Origin of the sequence: Kitasatospora sp. NPDC057198 (assembly GCF_042670125.1) — a bacterium.
Classification (GTDB): Bacteria; Actinomycetota; Actinomycetes; order Streptomycetales; family Streptomycetaceae; genus Kitasatospora.
This window is the reverse complement of record NZ_JBHUWH010000002.1, coordinates 1-19,670: the sequence shown is the minus strand read 5'-3', so window position 1 is coordinate 19,670 and position 19,670 is coordinate 1. Positions and strand designations below refer to the sequence as shown.

Genomic DNA, 19,670 nt, shown 5'->3' with positions numbered 1-19,670 from the left:
ACGCGGCGACGACCGAAGGGAAGCGCCTGTCAGGCAATCCCCGTGCGGCTGTTCAAGCCTTCGCGCGCGAATGAAGGCGCACGAAACGCGGGCGGTCCACCGGGCACTCCGGGTGGCCCTTCTCCCGCCCGCTCGCGTGCAGGGTCGACGCAGGTCATGGATGCGCTGGCCCGGCGCCGGTTCAGATGGCGATGAGCCGGACCCGGTCACCGCAGAGCTTGGCCATGTCGTCGACGTCCGAGGTCAACACGGCCACCGGGCCCGGCTGGCGGAGCGCCATCTCGGCGGCGGTGGCGTCGATGGCGTACTTGTGGCCGTGGAGTCCCTCGGCCGCCAGCAACCTGCTCGCTCCACGTGCGATCTCCTCGGTGACGGGCCGTACCTTGGCGGGGGAGGCCGCGTGGTCGAACGCCGTCTGCGGCACCTCGGGGTCGCGCGCCTCCACCAGAGCGGCCGCGCTCGTCACCACCAGAAGATCCAGTGTGCGGGCGACGTCCAGCCACACAGTCATGTCGCGGTGCCGCCGGGACAGCTTGGAGAGAGCCTCGCTGTCGAGAACGGGTGTGCCGCTCACGCGGCGCTCGCCGGGGTGGAGTCTGCGCGATGAGCGGCATGGTGCGCACGGATGCGCTCGGCCTTGGCCGTCACCTCCGCCGGATCCACCGGTCCGTGATCGGCTTCGGCGGCCTCGATGTGCTCGTCGATGGCTTCGCGCTGGAGTTGCCGCTGCACGGCCTCCGCCACCTCGCGTCCGTCACGGACGCACTGGGTGCGACGACGCGCATCAGGTGCAACGAGGCCGGGCTCCCGGTCGAGGTCACCGATCCCACCGGCGCGGTGACGCGGTACGACCGGGACGCCTTCGGCCGGGTCGCGGTCCTCACCGACCACGCGGGGAACGCGACCCGGTTCGCGTGGACCGTCGAGGGCCTGATGAGCCGACGGACCGGCCCCGACGGAACGGCTGAACACTGGACGTACGACGGCGAGGGCAACCTGCTCACCCACGTGGACGGGGCGGGGCGGATCCAGGCGTTCGAGTACACGCACTTCGAGACCCTCGCGGCGAGCATCGGCCCCGACGGCGCCCGGACCGTCTTCACCCACGATGCGCACATGCAGTTGGTGGCCGTCACCGATCCGCTGGGAAACACCTGGAACTACACGTACGACAGTGCCGGAAGGCTGATCGCCGAGAGCGACTTCCAGGACCGCCTGACGAGCTACCGCCTCGATCCCGCCGGACAGGTGGCCGAGCGAACCGACCCGCTCGGGCGGCGGACGACGTACAGCTACGACCTCCGCGGCCGAGTGCTGCGCCAGGAGCACGAGCGAGGCGGCACGAGCTTCCGCTACGACCGCGCCGGGCACCTGGTCGGAGCGACCAACGCCGATTCGGAGCTGGTGAGAACGGTCGACGCGCTCGGGAACCTGCTGACCGAGACCGTCAACGGGCGGCGGGTGACGAACAGTCGGGACGTCCTGGGCCGCCGCCTCCAACGCACCACGCCCACCGGCCACACCAGCACCTGGACCTACGACCCGGCCGGACAGCCGACCAGGCTCGTCACTCCCGGCGGCAGCCTCGACTTCGTCCACGACGAGCTCGGACAGGAGCAGGCCCGGGTCGTCAACGGACGCCTCACGCTCGCGAACACATGGGACCCGCAGGGCCGTCTCACCGGGCAGACCCTCCACTCCACGCCCTCCGGACAGCAGCGCGTCCTGCAGCAGCGCCGGTACTCGTACCGGGCCGGCGGGAGCCTCATCGCCGTCGACGACCTCCTGGCGGGCCGCCGCACGTTCGACCTCGACTCCCCCGGGCGGGTCACGGCCGTCCGGGCAGCGACCTGGAACGAAACCTACTCGTACGACCCGGCCGGGAACCTCACGGAGGCCGACTGGCCCGCCACCGGCTCGTCACGCCTGGCGACCGGCCCGCGGACCTTCACGGGTACCGAGCTCACGACCGCCGGACGCGTCCGCTACACGTACGACCGGGCCGGCCGGGTCACCGAGCGCCGACAGGCCCGCCTCTCCCACAAGCCCGACAGCTGGCAGTACACCTGGGACGGCGACGACCGGCTCACCCAGGTCACCACCCCCGCCGCTCCCGGCACGCCGCAGGAACACGTCGACCGCCGGTTCTTCGCCATCGTCACGGACCTGATCGGCACACCGACGGAGCTTGTGGACCCGGTCACCGACACCATCGCCTGGCGCACCACCCCCACACTCTGGGGCAACTCGTCGTGGCCGAGTCCTTCCAGAACAGCGCGGAACATACATCAACCCCTTCACCGGAAAGCCCCCGCAGCCCCCGAAGAAGCTCCCGCCGGGGATGAAGCCGAAGCAGTGGGTCATGTCCCGCGCTCACGTAGAACTGGAGCCCTGATGGAATCCGTCCTGACCGACGCCCTCGCCCACCTCCCCCTGAAGCTCTCGAACGTCGAGACGGACTATCTCGGCGCACGGATCAGCGGCCCGAACTGGCACCTCCGCATCAACACGGAGTGGCAGATCCTCGACCCCCGGGGCTCGACCGCGCTCCACCTGGATTCCGGACAGGAGCCGGACCGGCGCCGCCTCATCGACCTGCTCGTCGGCCACAAGGTGGTCGACCTCTCCCTGAAGCAGCACGACGAGTTCGGGGACATCTGCCTGACCCTGGACGACGGCAGCACCGTCGAGGTCATCAGCGAGGCTTCCTACGGAGAGTGGCTGTTCTCGGTGTGGCGCCTCGGCGACACCCGGCGGCTCCCGATCTACGACCTGCCCGGCCCCTGCTGACCGCCCCGGGCCGCAGGACGACTCGGCCCGGACCCGGGCCGAAGAGGATTCCGCCGTCCAGGTCCTGCGCCCGGGCGGCTCCACCGGCGGGGTCCTGCTGTCCACCGAGCCGGATCCCATGGGTGCCGAGCACGTCGTTCGCACCCGGTTTGAAGATCACGACCGCTGCACGTCCGGAGACCGTACGGCCGGCCCGGTACCGCGGGACGACTGGGAAACCGGGGGCGAACGGCGGCAAGCGTGGGAAGATCGGCAGGCAACTGGACCCGGGCCAGGCGGACGACCTCGGCAACTGGATGGGCTGCACCCGGACCGGCCAGCCGTCGGCAGGTGGGTCCCCGATCCTGAAGGCTCCTAAGGGCGGCAGGGGACCCAACTTCATCGCGGAGGACATGACCGGCCACCTGGGCGGCATCTTCAAGGGCGGGAAGAAGGCATCGGACCTCCTGAGCAGCGGAAAGGTGCTCCGCTCGGGCACCTACGGGATAGGCCCGATCGGGAACGGGGAGTTCGGACTCGTATGGATCGGTGAGTAGTGATTCGGTACCTCGTCAAGAACACGGGCGGATTCGCCTTCGCCGATGCGGCGAGCCCGCGGGAGGAGGACGGACCCTCCTTCGGTGAGTGGTTCGCGGTCGAGGACGCCGTGCTGCGCTTCGTGGAAGCGCTGCGCTCGGCCGTCGGGTCGCGGAAGATCGTGGTGCGCGAGCCGGTGCTCGGGGTGCCGCTGCCGGAGTGGCTGCCGGACTTCCGCAACGGAACGGTGGTCTCGCTCGAGCAGGCGGCGCGGTTGTTGCGGGCCGCGCTGCGCGGGGTGCGGATCGGCTGCGTACTCTCGCTCCTGGCCGACGGCTCGGTCCTGGTCGGGGTCGACTTCGACGGCGTGCTCCGGGTGGACGTGGACGAGCGGCACGGGCTCGTCCTGCCGGATCTGCTGTCCGAGGAGCTGGGGGTGGTGGACCAGCGTCCGTGCCCGCCGCCGACGGGCTTGCAGGAGCGCACCCTCGACGAGGACTTCTGGCGCTCCGTCCGGGAGCTGTTGCCGGAGCGCCCCGACGGCCTCCTGGTGATCGAGCGTTGGGCCTACGGGGACTGGGGCGAGACCTGGTACCTGGCCGCCACGGACACCCTGGACCAGGTCCGCCGGGCCGTACGGGAGAACTCCCTGGTGATCGTCCAGGATCTGCCCGATTTCGAAGAGATCGTTCTCGCGCAGCACTTCGACGGAACCAGCGCGCTCGCCCTCGACGACCTCGACCTCCGATGCCTTCCCGCCGCGCACGGCGACGGTCCCGACCTTCGCATCCGGCCCCTGCGCGGAGCACCCGCCGACCCCGCGCTCTGGCAGCAGCCCATCAAGCTCGTGTCCCCCTCCTCCACCGGTCACCCCCCGCTGCTCGCCGCGGTCGCCCCGGGCACCGTCCCCGGTACCGCGATCGCACCGTGGCTCGCCTGGTGATCGCCCGCGGCTCCCCGTGGGATCGAGATGCGGCAGGAGCGGCGCGAGATCCAGGAGCACGGGTGGAGCCTCGCATAGGGTCGCCGGTATGCGACTGAGCACGGTGATCCTTCCCATCCACCGGTGGGCCGAGGGGCAGAAGGTGTGGCGGCGGGCCGAGGAACTCGGCTTCCACGCGGCTTACACGTACGACCACCTGAGCTGGCGGAGCTTCCGGGACGAGCCGTGGTTCGGCTCGGTGCCGACGCTGACCGCGGCGGCGGCGACGGCGACCGAGCGGATCAGGCTCGGGACGTTGGTGACCTCGGTCAAGCCTCGTTCACCCATCGCATCCTGACCCGTGGGAGTACCCGGTTCAGTCGGCCGGTGTCCGCCTCGGCGTGCGAGATCTCCACGGTGGTGTCGGAGCCGGGTCGTCGCGGTGGGCGGCGCGGTGGGTCCGGATGCGCTCGGTTCCAGTCGCCCTCGCCCCGCGCAGGCCCGGGCACCGGGCCGGGACCGACTGCCGGTCGTGCCCGCCCGGGAGCGGGCGCTGCCCCTCCACAGTCAAGACTGGGGAAAGTCCGCCTGTTGACCGGCGCTCCTGACTACGGTCGGACGAACGTGCGTTCGTCTTCGGGGGAGGGCTTGGCGTGGCGATCGAACTGCCGGGTGAGGTCGTGGAGTTGCTGTCGTTCTTCGGCATCAACTGGCCGACGGTGAACGAGGACAAGGTGCGCGAGTTCGCCGCGCACGTCCGGGAGTTCGCCCAGAACGTCGAGAGCTCGCACCAGGAGTCGACGGCGACGGTGCAGCAGTTGGGCGAGGCGTACGAGGGGGCGTCGTACGAGGCGCTGCTGGCGCGCTGGGCGTCGGTGTCGGACCAGCACCTGAACGAACTCGTCCAGGCGTGCCACGTGGTGGCGGAGGCGCTGGACGTCGCGGCGGGCGTGATCGTGGCGATGAAGGTCGAGACGATCGCCGAACTGGTCGCGCTGGCGGCGGCGTTGGTGGCGGACCAGGCCGCGGCGGTGGCCACCTTCGGGCTCGCGGAGGCGGCGGTGCTGGCGATCGAGCAGGCCGCGAAGCGTCTGATCAACTACCTGGAACAGCAGTTGGAGCAGTACGTCATCGCCCAGGTGGTGGAGGCGGCGATCGGCCCGCTGGTGGACACCGTCGCCAACGCGGTGTCCGGGATGGTGTTCCGGGCCGCGGAGGGCGCGCTCGGCGGCGGGGGCGGCTCGGGTGGCGGCGGCTCCGGCTTCCGGATCGATCCGGACGCGCTGGAGGAGCACGCGCGGATGATGCACGAGCACGCGGAGACCGTCGCCGGGCACGCCCAGGTGTTCCAGTCGAAGATCGCGGGGGTGAGCTTCGAATGAGCAACCAGATCGTCAGGGCGCTGGAGCACGCGGCGCAGAAGCTCGGCAAGACCCTCGCGGAGGACGCCGGGAAGGCGTTGAAGGGCTTTTACCGCAAGGCCGGCGACAACATGAAGCAGGTCGCCAGGAACGTCCGCGAGGTCGAGGAGAAGCACGCTAAGGACCTTGCGAAGATCATGCGCGGCGAGGGCAAGGACGGAGTCCCGCACCCCCGCTCCGGCGGCGGCGGTCGGCGGCCGGGCCGGGGCGGCTCGCACCCCAAGGGCCGCGGCCGCGACCAGGTCAAGAGCCCGCGCACCGAGGGCCGCCCGCAGGACACCCGCTGCGGCGGCGGCGAGCCCGTCGACATGGCCACCGGCCGGATGTACATCGACCAGGTCGACGCCTCGCTGCCCGGCTCGCTCCCACTGGAGTTCACCCGCTCCTTCGACTCCGGCCTGCTGACCGGGCGTTGGATGGGCCCGCGCTGGATCTGCACCTTCGACGAGCGCCTGGAGATCGACGCCGATGGTGTCGTCCACGTCCGCCCGGACCGGATCACCCAGGCGTACCCCCGCCCCGAACCCGGCGACCCCGTCCACGCCTCAGCCGGCTCACGCCACGAACTCGACCTCGTCGACGGCCACTTCACCGTCACCGACCCCGCCACCGGCCTGGTCAAGACCTTCACCCCCACCCCCGACGGCGACGAGGCCCTGCTCACCGAGGTCCGCGACCGCCACGGCCGCCACTACACCCTCGCCTACGACACCGACGGCGTCCCGCTCTCCCTCACCCACTCCGGCGGCTACCAACTCCTCGTCACCGTCGACAACGACCGCATCACCGCCCTGCGCCTGGCGAACGCCACCGAGACCGGCGGCGACGCACTGCTGATGCGCTACGGCTACACCGACGGCCACCTCACCGCCGTCTACAACTCCTCCGGCAAGCCGATGCGCTTCACCAACGACGCCACCGGACGCCTCACCTCCTGGACCGACCGCAACGACTCCCAGTACCGCTACACCTACGACCACCTCGACCGCGTCACCGACGAGGGCGGCACCACCGGCGCCCTCGCCTTCCGCTTCACCTACTCCGACCCCGACCCCGCCACCGGCCTGCGCACCCACACCGAGACCAACGCCCTGGGCCACACCACCACCTACCTGGTCAACGACCACGCCCAGATCACCGCCGCCACCGACCCCCTCGGCCACACCACCACCTACGAACGCGACGAGTACGACCGCCTCCTCACCGAAACCGACCCCCTCGGCCGCACCACCCGCTACGACTACGACGGCGCCGGCGACCTCATCGCCATCACCCGCCCCGACGGCCAGCAGGCCACCGCCACCTACCTCGACCGCCTCAGCCTCCCCACCCTCGTCACCGGACCCGGCGGCGCCACCTGGCAGCAGACCTACGACGCACACGGTCGCCGCCTCACCCACACCGACCCGGTCGGCGCTACCACCCGCTACGCCTACGACGACCTCGGCCACCTCACCAACATCACCAACGCACTGGGAGAGACCACTTCCATCAGGTGCGACCGTGCCGGCCTTCCGTCCGAGGTCACCGATGCGACTGCCAGGACCATCCGATACGAGCACGATGCGTTCGGTCGTACGACGGCCATCACCGATCCGCTGGGCTTCGTCACCCGGCTGAGCTGGACGGTCGAGGGGCACCTGGCCTCCCGGACGACCGGCGACGGGGCCACCGAGAGCTGGACGTACGACGGCGAGGGAAACATGCTCGCCCACACCGACCAGCTCGGCCAGGTGAGCACCTTCGAGTACACCCATTTCGAGACGCTGGCTGCCCGGACCGGTCCCGACGGTGCGCGGATCGAGTTCGTCCACGACGCGAACATGCAGCTCGTGACTGTCACCAACGCCCTGGGACAGACATGGAACTACAGCTACGATCCGGCCGGTCGGCTTGTCGCCGAGAGCGACTTCGACCAGCGGGCGGTCAGCTATCGGTACGACCCCGCCGGTCAGGTCGTCTCCTTCACCAATCCGCTCGGCCAAGAGAGCCGCTACTCCTACGACGTGTGCGGCCAGACCGTCGCCAGGGAGACCGAAGGACGTACCACCGCGTACTCCTACGACGTGGCCGGGCACCTGGTCCGGGCCGTCAGCCCGGATGTCGATCTGGCCCGCACCGTCGATCCGATGGGCCGCCTGCTCGTGGAGACGGTCAACGGCCGCACCCTCACCCACGCACGGGACGCCCTCGGCCGTCGAACCGGGCGCACGACCCCCGCCGGCCACACCAGCACGTGGTCCTATGACGCGGCTGGCCGCCCGACCTCCCTCGTCACTCCGGGGGGAACGCTCGATTTCACCTACGACGCCGTCGGCCGCGAACAGCAACGAGTCCTCGGCGAGCACCTCACCCTGACCAACAGCTGGGACGACCAGCACCGCCTCACGGGCCGGACGCTGCACCGTGGGCAGTCCGTCCTCCAGCGCCGCAGCTACACATACCGTGCGGACGGAAGCCTCACCGGCATCGACGATGCGTTCAACGGCAACCGCAGCCTCGACCTGGACGCCGCCGGCCGTGTCTCCGCCGTCCGTGCGGCGACCTGGACCGAGTCCTACGCCTACGACCCCCTCGGCAACATCACCAGCGCCGACTGGCCCACCGGCGGAGCCGCCGAAGCGGCCCTGGGCAGCCGTGCTTACACCGGAACACAGCTCTCCACGGCCGGCCGCGTGCGATACGAATACGACGCCGCCGGCCGCACCACCCTCCGTCAGGTCACGAGACTCTCCCACAAGCCCGACACCTGGCGCTTCACGTGGGACGCGGAGGACCGCCTGACCCACGTCACCACGCCTGACGGCACACGGTGGCACTATCTCTACGATCCGTTCGGACGACGCACCGCCAAGCTCCGGCTGGCTGCGGACGGCGCCACTGTCGACGAGCGGACCGACTTCACCTGGGACGGCGCCACTCTCGCCGAGCAGACGACTCATGCCCCCTATCTGCCGGGCCCCCACACCCTCACCTGGGACTACAAGGGCCTTCACCCCCTGGCCCAGACCGAGACGATCAGCAGCCCTGCGACAGTCGACACCTCTCAGCACGGCATCGACCGCCGGTTCTTCGCGATCGTCACCGATCTGGTCGGCACCCCGACCGAACTCGTCGACCCTGCCACCGGCTCCATCGCGTGGCGAGCCACATCCACCCTCTGGGGCAACACCAGCTGGCCCACGGCGAGTACCACCTACACCCCGCTCCGCTTTCCCGGGCAGTACTTCGACCCCGAGACCCGGCTCCACTACAACCTCAACCGCTACTACGATCCGGAGACCGCCCGCTACACCTCTCCGGACCCACTCGGCCTCACCCCTGACCCCAACCCCGAGGCATACGTCCACAATCCCCACACCTCGTGTGACCCCCTGGGGCTCTCGACACACGAGCCGAAGATTCCACAGGTCGACAATCCGCGACTCCAGGGAATCGTCGATGCCATGCACCACGGACTCGGCAATGAGACACTCATCGGTGACGGAACGGCCCTGGCCGCCGCCAATCACGAGGCTCTTGGCGGAGCGAAGGTCCACGGCAGGGATCACATCGCCAGCACCGGCCAGTACAGGGCTGCGCTCAACAACTTCCTCACGAAGGACGTCGTGAAGGAGAAGGGCGGAAAGAAGGTCCCGGTGGTCAGGACCCCCAGGGACATACAGGTGGCGAATTCGCTCATGAAGGCGATCGACGACGCCCACGCCGGAAAGTACACCGGCCTCCACAACTACCCCGGACTCGGAGGAGAATGATGTCGGAAGACGTACAACTGGTGGAGGAACTGGTCGCCCGGATCCCCGGGTTCCAGGATCTCTACGAGACGCACATCTTCAACAACGACTCGTTGCTGCCGCATCCGTTCTTCTGGGAGGTGACCCAGGAGACGGTCAGTTCCTATCTCGGCGATGCGGAATCGCCGGACTGGCAACAGACCCTCCAGTTCCTCGAGGAGCAGGCCGAGAAGGGCGTGCCCGAAATCGACAAGGTCATCGTGACCTCGTTCCTTTACAACCTTCCGTTCCCGGGCAGCCCGGGTCATGACATCGTCGACCACCTCGGTCCGGTCCTGACCCGGCGCTTTGCGGAACTGCGCCCAGGGGGCTGATCGGTGGAGACCGGCGGCGGCCCGGACCACCTGGTGGGCCGTTGCCGGGAGCGTGCCCGGACTGCTCGCCGACCGCACCCGGCCGGCACTGCTCTGGAGGCTGGGCGAGTGCGAGGCCGATGTCACCACCCTCACCGAGGTGTCCGGCGCCGCCGGGCCCTCGGCGAGCCGGCACCTGGCCGAACTCCGGTCGGCCGGCCGACAGCCGTGGCGGGAGCGGCGGCCACCACCGCCGTGCCGCCCGAGGGGTGCGAGAGAGGTCCGACGGATCGCGTCAGGTGGTTCGGGTGCGGATCGGGCGGGCGACGGCCGCCGCGACGCTGCGGTATCCATCGGGATGGGTTTGCCGCCGGCACGTAGGGTCGGGGTATGCGACTGAGCACGGTGATCCTCCCCATCCACCGGTGGAGCGAGGGGCAGAAGGTGTGGCGGCGGGCCGAGGAACTCGGCTTCCACGCGGCTTACACGTACGACCACCTGAGCTGGCGGAGCTTCCGGGACGAGCCGTGGTTCGGCTCGGTGCCGACCCTCACCGCGGCGGCGACGGCGACCGAGCGGATCAGGCTCGGGACGTTGGTGACCTCGCCGAACTTCCGGCATCCGGTGACGCTGGCGAAGGAGCTGATCACGCTGGACGACGTGTCCGGTGGGCGGCTGACGCTGGGGATCGGGGCGGGCGGGGTCGGGTTCGACGCGACGGCGATGGGGCAGGAGGCGTGGTCGCCGCGGGAGCGGGCGGATCGGTTCGCGGAGTTCGTGCCGCTGTTGGACGAGTTGCTGACGAGCGACGCGACGACGCGGGAGGGGGCGTACTACTCGGCGGTGGAGGCGCGGAACATCCCGGGGTGCGTGCAGTCGCCGCGGGTGCCGTTCTACGTGGCGGCGACCGGGCCGCGCGGGCTGAAGCTGGCGGCGGAGTACGGGCAGGGCTGGGTGACGTACGGGGACCCGCGCGGGCCGGCGGAGGTGCCGGTGGAGCAGGCGCCCGGGGTGATCGCGCGGCAGATCGGGAAGCTGACGGCGGCCTGCGAGGCGGCCGGGCGGGACGTGGCGTCGCTGGAGAAGGCGCTGTTGCAGGGATCGACGGCGGAGGAGCCGCTGCGGTCGGTGGGCGCCTTCGTCGACTGGGCGGGCCGGTACCGGGAGTTGGGGATCACCGAGCTGGTGGTCCACTGGCCGGTGCCCGGCTCGATCTTCGCGGGCGACCTCGACGTGTTCGAGGCGATCGCCACCGAGGGCCTCGCCCAACTGGGCTGAGCACCTGGGCGCCCGGGTGCCCCTGCCAGGATCTCACTGCCCACGCGGCCGGTCGGCGGCCTCGGTGAACGGGTCGGCGTGGCGGCCCTCGGCGATCGGGTCGATCCGCAGGTGGGGCAGTTGGGGGACGAAGTCGCGCACGGCGGTGATGAGGCCGCCGGGGAGGTCCTCGCCGTCGTCCTCCCATTCGTCCAGGTCCTCCAGGCGGGCGCGGGTCGTCAGGCCGTTCGGGGCGGCCAGCCAGTAGGCGGACGGGCGGACGTCGAAGGTGCTGAACAGGACCGGGTGGCCGAGGAGTTCGGCGAGTCCGGCGGCGAAGGCCGCCTCGGGCAGGTCGGGGTCGGGGGTCTGGATCTCCAGGTACCAGGTGACGTCCCCGTACTGGTGCTGGTGGGTGCACAGGACGGGGGCGTCCCACCGGCGGGTGGCGTGGTCGTCGGGGCCGGCGACGTCGACGTCGGTGACGGGGCGTCCGGTGAGGGCGGCCACCGTGGAGGCGAACACGCCGGGCAGCAGCGGGCCGGTGAGCAGCAGGTCGTAGATCATGCCGGGGCCTCGGGGGTGGTGCGGAACGCCTCGGCGGTGTGGGCGTCGGCGGGGTGGAAGGTCTCCAGGGAGAGGGCGCAGAGGTCGGTGTCGGTGCCGGCGCCGAAGGTGGTGACGGTGCTGAGCAGGCGGACCTCGGTGCCGAGGGCGCGCAGGTGCAGGAGGGCCAGTACGTCGCCGCCGCCGGGCGCGGGCACGGCGGGCCCGGCGGGGCCCGGGTAGTCGGAGACCTCGCGGTGCAGGGCGCGCAGCGCGGGCAGGCCGGAGCGGACCATCTGGCGGTGCAGCCGGCCGAGCAGGTGCTCGCGCCACTCGGCGAGGTTGACCACGTGCCGGGCCAGGCCGTCGGGGTGCAGCGAGGCGCGCATCAGGTTGACCGGCGGGCGGCGCAGGTGTTCGGGCAGCAGCCGGGCGAGCAGTGCGGCGGGGCGGTTGAGCGAGACGACGTTCTCCTCGGCGTCGAACGCCAGGGCGGGGAAGGGCTCGTGGGCGGTGAGGAGCCGTTCGACGGCGCCCGCGAGCAGGTGCGGGTGCGGGGGGACGGGCGCGGGGCGGGCGGACGCGGGGGCGTGCCCGGCGGCGAGGTAGAGGGCGTCGCGGTGCCGGTCCGGAACGTTCAGCCGGTCGGCGAGGCGGGCCAGCAGGGCGGGGCCGGGGCGGGCCCGGCCGGTCTCGACGAAGCTGAGGTGCCGGGTGGAGGTGTCGGCCAGCAGGGCGAGGTCGAGCTGGGTCAGTCCGCGCCGCCGCCGCCACTCGCGCAGCAGCGCGCCGACCTCGGACGTCCGGCCCCTGTCGGGCGCCAACTCCGTTGCCGCGGTGGTGGTCTGAGCTGACAACAGGTCCACGTCCGGATGCTAGCAACGCCGACCGGTCCGGACGCCGGCCTTTTCCGCGCCGGTCCGGGGACGGGCGAGGAGCGGGCCGGCCGGTCGCGCGGCGGTCACCGGTTCGCAGCCGCAGCCGCGGTCACTTCCGCGGTCACTTCTGCACGGCCGGAGCGGCGGCGCTCGTTTCCGGGCGGGTGGCGCGGCCCCGGCCGGGCAGGAGCTGGACCAGGGCGGCGGCCAGCAGGCAGCAGCCGATCAGCAGCTCCAGGCCGAGGGTGAAGTCGTGCGCGGGCGTGCCGCGTTCCAGCCCGACCGTGCCGACCAGGGCCACGCCGACCGCGCCGCCCGCCTCCTGCGCGGTGGACAGCGCGCCCGAGGCGGTCGCGGCGTGCCGCGGGGCGACCCGGGCCAGCACGGTGTCCGACAGCGGGGCGGTCACCAGGCCCATGCCGAGTCCGGCCAGCAGCAGGCCGGGCAGCAGCGCCGCCACGGAGCCGCCGGTGCCGCCGCTGCCGCCGCTGCCCAGGTGGGCGACGGTCAGCCCGGTGACCGCGTACCCGGCGCCCACCGTGAGCGCGCCGACCGCCAGCACCTGCCGGCCGAGCCGGGCGGTGACGGCGGGGGCCAGTGCCGAGGTGGCGAAGAAGCCCGCGCCGACGGTGACGAAGACCAGTCCGGAGCGCAGCGGTGTCAGCCCGCGGCCGTCCTGCAGGTACAGCGCCAGCAGCAGGAAGAAGGAGCCCATCGCCAGGAAGTACACCAGCGTGGTGGCCAGCCCCGCCGAGAACGCCCGCTCCCGGAACAGGCCCGGGTCGATCAGCGGGGCGCCCCCGCGCCGGGCGAGGCGGCGCTGCTGGGCGGCGAACGCGGCCAGCAGCGGCACCGAGCCGGCCAGCAGCAGCCAGGTCCACGCCGGCCGGCCCTGCTGACGGCCGACCACCAGCGGCAGCACCACCGCGGTCAGTCCGGCGCCGAGCAGCAGCATCCCCGGCAGGTCGAGCCGCGCACCACTGCCGGGCCGTCCACTGCCTGGCCGTCCGCCGCTGGGCCCTCCGCCGGAGCCGGGCCGTTCGCCGCCGGGCCGTTCGCCCCGGGACTCGGGCACCAGCCGGGGCGCGCAGAGCAGTGCCAGCACGCCGACCGGGACGTTGACCAGGAAGACGGCGCGCCAGCCCAGCCCGTCCGGGTTCCAGTCGATCAGCGCTCCGCCGAGCAGTTGCCCGAACACCCCGGCCAGGCCGACCGCCAGGCCGTAGGCGTTGAACGCGGGGGTGCGGGCCCGGCCGGTGAACTCGGTGCCGATGACGGCGAGCACCTGCGGGGTGACGACCGCGGCGGCGGCGCCTTGCAGGATCCGGACGGCGATCAACTCGCCGCTGTTTCGGGCCAGTCCGGCGCCCAGCGAGGCCAGCGTGAACGCGGCCAGCCCGGCGATGAACACCCGGCGCCGCCCGTACAGGTCGCCGAGCCGCCCGCCGGTGACCAGCCCGGCCGCGTACGCGACGCCGTAGCCCGCGATCACGGCCTGGACGGCGGCGGCACCGGCGTGCAGGCCCTGCCGGACGGACGGGACGGCGACGTTGACGATGAAGAAGTCCAGGGTCGGCATGAAGACGCCCGCCAGCAGGACTGGCAGGGCCGCCCACGGCGGTCGGCCGGCGGCGGGGACGGCGGCGGGACGGGCGGTGCTCATCGGCGGCTCCTCGGGGTCCGACGGCGCGCGGCCTGCGCTCTCGGGCGGTGGTTCCGGGCGGTGGTTCCGGGTACGGCCGTGCGGCCCGTGGGCGGGCGGCCCACGGGTGTGCGGAGCGTGCGTTCCCGGTGTTTGCCACGATCACCGGCACCGGGCGGTGCTGTCGATTACCCGTCAGGTCATGCGGGCCGGGGGACCGGCCCCGGACCGGCCAGGGGCGGCTCGGTGACGGTCCGATCCGGGCCCTAGGCTCGGAGCGGGAGCCCGAGAGCCGGGCCCGAGACCTCATGGAGGGGTACGGAATGAGCGGGGACGGCGGCAGTCCGGGTCAGCAGCAGCACGGTGGGCAGCCGCAGGGGCCGGGAGTCCCCGGACCGGAGGCCCCCGGACCGGGCGGAACTCCCGGCGGCGCCCCCGGTGGGATCCCCGGTGGAACCCCGGGCGGCACCCCCGGGCACTGGCCGGGGTACGGTCCGGCGTTCGGGCAGCCCGGCTGGAGCACCGGCAGCGGTTGGGGGCAGGGCCCGTGGGGCGGCGTCCCGGTCGCGCCGAAGCCCGGTGTGCTGCCGCTGCGCCCGCTCGGCTTCGGCGAGAAGGTCGGCATCGTCTTCGACACCGTGCGCCGCTACTTCCGTCCGCTCTACCTGCCGCTCGCGGTGGTGGCCGGCATCGGCGCGGTGCCGCTGGTGGTCACGTCCTTCCTGATCGCCGACGACGTCCGCGCCGGGGTGGAGAACTTCCCGGACCTCAGCGTCACGGATCCCACCCAGGAGGACCTGTGGAACCTGGTCCGGCCGTTGCTGCCGTTCTTCGGCCTGGCCGTGCTGGTGGCCGCCGCGCTGTACGTGGTCGCCGGGCCGCTGGCCACGGTGGTGCTGCGGGCCGGCACCCTCGGGCGGAAGCTGACGGCCGGTCAGGCGTGGCGCGAGGTCCGTCCCCGGCTCGGGACGTCCGCCGCGGTGCTGGCGCTGGTGTACGGACCGCTGCTGCTGCTGGAGGCCCTCATGACGGCGGGCACGGCCCTGTTCGGCGACGCGTTCTCGCTGCCGTCCCTGCTGGCGGCGTTCGGCGGTCTGTACGTGACGTTCCGGCTGGCCCCGCAGATCCCGGTGACGGTGCTGGAGGAGAGCGACGCGCGGACGGCGATCCGCCGGGCCTGGCAGCTGAACCGGAACAACTGGTGGCACAGCTTCGGCGTCACCACGGCGGTCGCGTTCCTCGGCGTGATCGGGACCACGGTGGTCAACTACCCGCTCCGGATCATCGTGTCGGTGGCCCTGCCGATCGGTGCGGTGGCCTCCGGGGACGAGCAGTCCACCACCGGGGTGGCCGCGCTGGCGCTGGTGGTCTCCGCGCTGTTCCTGCTGATCGCGATGCTGGCGACCAGCCCGCTGGTCCCGCTGGTCAACGGCGTGCTCTACATCGACCGCCGGATCCGCAACGAGCGCCTGGACATCGCGCTGGCCGAGGCCGCGGGCATCCGGTTCGCCGAGCCCTACAGCTACCCGGCGCACCCCGGCTACCCCGGGTACCCGGCCCACCCCTCCGGGCCCGCCCGGACCGTCCCGGCCCAGTCCGCGCCCGCCGCGCCCGCCGGTCAGCCCGAACCCGCCGGTCAGCCCGAGCCTGTCCGCTCGCCCGAGCCCGTCCGGCCGCCCGAGCCGCCCACCGGGGAGGGGCCGGGGCGGAGCTGACCGTCCCGTCGCCCCGTCGCCCCGATCGCCGTCCGCCGCAGGGGAGTTGACGGGGCGCCCGCCGTCCCGCCGTCCCGGTCCGCCGCCGTACCCCTAGGGGGCGGGCCGGGGAGGTCATCCTGCGGAGTGAGGCGATCCGGACTCCGCAGCGCATTCCGCCGGGCGGGGTGCGCGGCTACCTTGATGCCCGTGTCCACAGTCATCAAGACGGACGGCCTCACCAAGAGGTTCTCCCGGGTCACCGCGCTGGACCGGCTCACCGTGGAGGTGGAGTCCGGCGTGGTCGGTCTGGTCGGGGCGAACGGTGCCGGCAAGTCCACTCTCATCAAGATCCTCCTCGGGCTGTCCCCGGCCACCGAGGGCACCGGTCAGGTGCTCGGCCTGGACATCGCCACCCAGGGTCCGGCGATCCGCGAACGCGTCGGCTACATGCCGGAGCACGACTGCCTGCCGCCGGACGTGTCCGCCACCGAGTTCGTGGTGCACATGGCCCGGATGTCCGGCCTGCCCGCCTCGGCGGCCCGCGAGCGCACCGCCGACACGCTGCGCCACGTCGGCCTGTACGAGGAGCGCTACCGCCCGATGGGCGGCTACTCGACCGGCATGAAGCAGCGGGTGAAGCTGGCCCAGGCGCTCGTCCACGACCCGAAGCTGGTGCTGCTGGACGAGCCGACCAACGGCCTCGACCCGGTCGGCCGGGACGAGATGCTCGGGCTGATCCGCCGGGTCCACGCCGACTTCGGCATCTCGGTGCTGGTCACCACGCACCTGCTGGGCGAACTGGAGCGGACCTGCGACCACCTGGTGGTGATCGACGGCGGCAAGCTGCTGCGCTCCTCCTCCACCGCCTCGTTCACCGGCACCACCCAGCTGCTGGCCGTCGAGGTCACCGACCACCCGGTGGACCGGTCCTTCGACGCCGACGCGGTGCTGGCCGAGCGGCTGACCGCGGCGGGCCTGGCCGTCCGGTCCGACGGCGGCCGGGTCCTGCTGGTGGAGATCGCCGGCGAGGAGACGTACGACACCGTCCGGGACACCGTGGACGACCTCGGCCTCGGCCTGGTCCGGCTGGAGCAGCGCCGCCACCGGGTCGCCGAGATCTTCAGCACCCGCTCCGACGAGGACGCCGAAGGCGCGGACACCGAGGACGCGAACCACGAGCACGGCCACGAGCACGAGCACGGCCACGACGCGTACGGCCACGACGCGCACCGGGCCGCGGCCGCAGGAGGCGAGCAGGCATGACCACCCGCTCCGACGCCCACGGCGGCGTCATCCACGACATCGGCTACCGCCCGTACACCGGGCCGCGGCTGGGCCGCCGGTACGCCACCCGCTCGCTGTACGTGCAGGGGCTGCGGGCCGCGTTCGGCCTGGGCCGCTCCGGCAAGTCCAAGGTGCTGCCGTTCCTGCTGCTGGGCGGGATGGCCGCGCCCTCGCTGGCGATGCTGGCGATCGCGCTGTTCACCCAGCAGTCGAAGATGCCGCTGGACTACGCCGACTACCTGGCCACGTTCTCGGTGCTGCCGCAGATCTTCCTGGCCGCGCAGGCGCCCGTGCTGATGTCGCGTGACCTGCGGCACCACGTCGTCCCGCTGTACTTCTCCCGCCCGGCCACCCGCGGCGACTACGTGGCGGCCAAGTTCGCCGCGATGGCCAGCGCGCTGATGATCGTGCTGTCGCTGCCGCTGCTGCTGCTGTTCACCGGCGCGATGCTGGCGAAGTTCCCGGTCGGCGACAACCTGGTGCACCTGCTGTACGGCCTGGTCGCCGCCCTCCTGTACGCGCTGCTGTACAGCGCGCTGGGCCTGCTGATCGCCGCGCTCACCCCGCGCCGGGGCTTCGGCGTGGCCGCGATCATGGGCACCCTGATGATCAGCCTCGCGCTGGCCAACATCACCTACGCCCTGAGCGGGGGCTTCGACCCGTCGCGGCCCTCCGCCTCCTGGGCGTTCCTGATCTCCCCGGCCGCCCTGGTGGAGGCCCTGGTCAACCAGCTCTTCGGGCTGAGCACCGACAGCCCCTCGGCCCTGCACGCCCCCGGCGGGGTGGGCGCGGTGGTGTTCACGGCGGTGCTCCTCGCCCTCACGGCCGGCGGCTACGCGCTGACGCTGCGCCGCTACCGGAACGTCTGAGAGGCAGCCATGGCCGTCATCACCATCGACAAGGTCTCCCGCTGGTTCGGCAACGTGGTCGCCGTCAACGACGTCACCATGTCCATCGGACCGGGCATCACCGGCCTGCTCGGCCCCAACGGCGCCGGGAAGTCCACCCTCATCCACATGATGAGCGGCTTCCTGGCGCCCTCCTCCGGCACCGTCGCCCTGGACGGCACCGTGATCTGGCGCAACCAGGGGGTGTACCGGCAGATCGGCCTGGTCCCGGAGAAGGAGTCGATGTACGACTACCTGACCGGCTGGGAGTTCGTCCTCGCCAACGCCGAACTCCACGGCCTGGCCGACCCGGGCGCCGCCGCCGAGCGCGCCCTCGCCCTGGTCGAGATGCAGTACGCCCAGGACCGGCACACCGGCACCTACTCCAAGGGCATGAAGCAGCGGGTCAAGATGGCCTCCGCGCTGGTCCACGACCCGGCGGTGCTGCTGCTGGACGAGCCGTTCAACGGCATGGACCCGCGCCAGCGCCTGCACCTGATGGAGCTGCTGCGCCGCTTCGGCGCCGACGGGCGCACCGTGCTGTTCTCCTCGCACATCCTGGAGGAGGTCGAGCAGCTCGCCCGCCACATCGAGGTGGTGGTGGCCGGCCGGCACGCCGCGTCCGGTGACTTCCGGGAGATCCGCCGCCTGATGACCGACCGCCCGCACCGCTACCTGGTGCGCTCCAGCGACGACCGGCAGCTGGCCGCGGCGCTGATCGCGGACGGCTCCACCTCCGGCATCGAGTTCGACGTCCCGGAGAAGGCCCTGCGCATCCAGGCGATCGACTTCCAGGGCTTCACCACCCTGCTGCCCAGGGTCGCCCGGGCGGCCGGCATCCGCCTGTACACCGTCTCCCCGGCCGACGAGTCGCTGGAAAGCGTCTTCTCGTACCTGGTCTCGTCCTGAAGGGCCCCCGATGAACACCACCGTCGCCAGGCTCACCGCGCGCGGCCTGTTCGGCCGCCGCCGGGTCCTGATCCTGCTGGCCGTCCCGGTCATGCTGCTGGTCGTCTCCCTGCTCGCGCGCGGCAACGACCTGGACTCGCTCGACCTCGTGCACAAGATCCTCGGCACCCTCGCCCTCGGCACCCTCGTCCCGGTCACCGGCCTGGTCGTCGGCACCGGCGTGATCGCCACCGAGATCGAGGACGGCTCGATCGTCTACCTGCTCGCCAAGCCGCTGCCCCGCTGGAAGATCGTCACCACCAAGCTGGCGGTCGCCGTCGGCACCACCTGGCTGCTCTCCGCCGTCCCGATCTTCGTCTCCGGGCTGCTCCTGTACGGCACCGCGGACCAGGTGGCGCTCGGCTACACCGTGGGCGCGCTCGCCTCCGGCGCCGCGTACAGCGCGGTGTTCCTGCTGCTGGGCGTGCTCACCCGGCACGCGGTGATCGCGGGCCTCGCCTACGCGCTGATCTGGGAGAGCCTGATCGGCAGCTACGTCGAGGGCGCCCAGACCCTCTCCGTCCAGCAGTGGGGCCTGTCGCTGACCGAGGCGGTCGCCGCCGACGGCACCGTCATCGCCCCGGTCGGCCTGGCCACCGCGCTGTGGCTGCTGGTGATCGTCGGGGTCGGCGCCACCGCGTACGCCTCGGTCAAGCTCGCCGGGCTCACGCTCGGCAGCGAGGAGTAGCACCCGGACCCGGACGCGCACCCGAACCCGGACGCGCACCCGGACGCGCACCCGAACCCGGACGCGCACCCGGACGCACGAGGGGCGGGGACGGTCACCACGACCGG

General features: G+C 72.2%; 16 protein-coding genes and 1 pseudogene. 13 read left to right on the top strand and 4 right to left on the bottom strand.

Features of this window, described 5'->3' with window-relative positions; genetic code table 11:
* Positions 1–181: 181 nt before the first annotated feature.
* Complete coding sequence (locus ACFUEL_RS00395) at positions 182–574, bottom strand: DNA-binding protein (protein ID WP_380233625.1); 393 nt, start codon at positions 572–574, stop codon at positions 182–184.
* A 38-nt stretch (positions 575–612) separates the two neighbouring features.
* Here ACFUEL_RS00395 and ACFUEL_RS00390 point away from each other — a divergent pair, with 38 nt between their 5' ends.
* From ACFUEL_RS00390 to ACFUEL_RS00355, 8 genes and pseudogenes are all read left to right on the top strand, one after another.
* Positions 613–2,790 carry a hypothetical protein gene (locus ACFUEL_RS00390; RefSeq protein WP_380233624.1) on the top strand — a complete coding sequence of 726 codons (2,178 nt, stop codon included), beginning with the start codon at positions 613–615 and terminating at the stop codon, positions 2,788–2,790.
* A gap of 149 nt (positions 2,791–2,939) precedes the next feature.
* Positions 2,940–3,326, top strand: a complete 387-nt coding sequence (locus tag ACFUEL_RS00385; RefSeq protein ID WP_380233623.1) for a toxin C-terminal domain-containing protein — start codon at positions 2,940–2,942, stop codon at positions 3,324–3,326.
* Positions 3,326–4,249: a hypothetical protein gene (locus tag ACFUEL_RS00380; protein WP_380233622.1), complete on the top strand. Its 924-nt coding sequence runs from the start codon at positions 3,326–3,328 to the stop codon at positions 4,247–4,249. Before ACFUEL_RS00385 ends, ACFUEL_RS00380 begins: the two co-directional genes overlap by 1 nt.
* A 16-nt stretch (positions 4,250–4,265) precedes the next feature.
* Positions 4,266–4,577 (top strand): annotated as a pseudogene (locus ACFUEL_RS00375) (LLM class flavin-dependent oxidoreductase); the annotation flags it as partial.
* Positions 4,578–4,881: 304 nt separating this feature from the next.
* The gene (locus ACFUEL_RS00370; protein ID WP_380233621.1) at positions 4,882–5,610 is read left to right on the top strand and encodes a WXG100 family type VII secretion target; all 729 of its coding nucleotides are present in this window, start codon (positions 4,882–4,884) and stop codon (positions 5,608–5,610) included.
* Positions 5,607–9,404, top strand: a complete 3,798-nt coding sequence (locus tag ACFUEL_RS00365; RefSeq protein ID WP_380233620.1) for a DUF6531 domain-containing protein — start codon at positions 5,607–5,609, stop codon at positions 9,402–9,404. The genes ACFUEL_RS00370 and ACFUEL_RS00365 overlap by 4 nt, the downstream gene beginning before the upstream one ends.
* Complete coding sequence (locus tag ACFUEL_RS00360; RefSeq protein ID WP_380233619.1) at positions 9,404–9,757, top strand: hypothetical protein; 354 nt, start codon at positions 9,404–9,406, stop codon at positions 9,755–9,757. Before ACFUEL_RS00365 ends, ACFUEL_RS00360 begins: the two co-directional genes overlap by 1 nt.
* Positions 9,758–10,126: 369 nt before the next feature.
* A complete protein-coding gene (locus ACFUEL_RS00355) occupies positions 10,127–11,014 on the top strand; it encodes an LLM class flavin-dependent oxidoreductase (RefSeq protein ID WP_380233618.1) in 888 nt (295 codons plus the stop codon).
* 33 nt (positions 11,015–11,047) lie between these two features.
* Here the strand turns inward: ACFUEL_RS00355 and ACFUEL_RS00350 are convergent, their stop codons facing one another.
* The 3 genes from ACFUEL_RS00350 to ACFUEL_RS00340 form a co-directional block, all read right to left on the bottom strand.
* A complete protein-coding gene (locus tag ACFUEL_RS00350) occupies positions 11,048–11,560 on the bottom strand; it encodes a hypothetical protein (protein WP_380233617.1) in 513 nt (170 codons plus the stop codon).
* On the bottom strand, positions 11,557–12,405 hold the full coding sequence (locus tag ACFUEL_RS00345; RefSeq protein WP_380233616.1) for a helix-turn-helix domain-containing protein: 849 nt from the start codon (positions 12,403–12,405) through the stop codon (positions 11,557–11,559). The genes ACFUEL_RS00350 and ACFUEL_RS00345 overlap by 4 nt, the downstream gene beginning before the upstream one ends.
* 133 nt (positions 12,406–12,538) lie before the next feature.
* On the bottom strand, positions 12,539–14,080 hold the full coding sequence (locus ACFUEL_RS00340) for an MFS transporter (RefSeq protein WP_380233615.1): 1,542 nt from the start codon (positions 14,078–14,080) through the stop codon (positions 12,539–12,541).
* 302 nt (positions 14,081–14,382) lie between these two features.
* Between ACFUEL_RS00340 and ACFUEL_RS00335 the strand changes: the two genes are divergently transcribed.
* From ACFUEL_RS00335 to ACFUEL_RS00315, 5 genes are all read left to right on the top strand, one after another.
* Positions 14,383–15,774 carry a hypothetical protein gene (locus tag ACFUEL_RS00335; protein ID WP_380233614.1) on the top strand — a complete coding sequence of 464 codons (1,392 nt, stop codon included), beginning with the start codon at positions 14,383–14,385 and terminating at the stop codon, positions 15,772–15,774.
* A gap of 183 nt (positions 15,775–15,957) precedes the next feature.
* Positions 15,958–17,019: an ABC transporter ATP-binding protein gene (locus tag ACFUEL_RS00330; protein WP_380233613.1), complete on the top strand. Its 1,062-nt coding sequence runs from the start codon at positions 15,958–15,960 to the stop codon at positions 17,017–17,019.
* The gene (locus ACFUEL_RS00325) at positions 17,016–17,909 is read left to right on the top strand and encodes an ABC transporter permease (protein WP_380233612.1); all 894 of its coding nucleotides are present in this window, start codon (positions 17,016–17,018) and stop codon (positions 17,907–17,909) included. Before ACFUEL_RS00330 ends, ACFUEL_RS00325 begins: the two co-directional genes overlap by 4 nt.
* Before the next feature lie 9 nt (positions 17,910–17,918).
* Positions 17,919–18,836 carry an ABC transporter ATP-binding protein gene (locus ACFUEL_RS00320; protein WP_380233611.1) on the top strand — a complete coding sequence of 306 codons (918 nt, stop codon included), beginning with the start codon at positions 17,919–17,921 and terminating at the stop codon, positions 18,834–18,836.
* A 10-nt stretch (positions 18,837–18,846) separates the two neighbouring features.
* Positions 18,847–19,563 (top strand): ABC transporter permease, encoded by a 717-nt coding sequence (locus tag ACFUEL_RS00315; RefSeq protein ID WP_380233610.1) that lies wholly within the window; start codon positions 18,847–18,849, stop codon positions 19,561–19,563.
* Positions 19,564–19,670 lie beyond the last annotated feature (107 nt).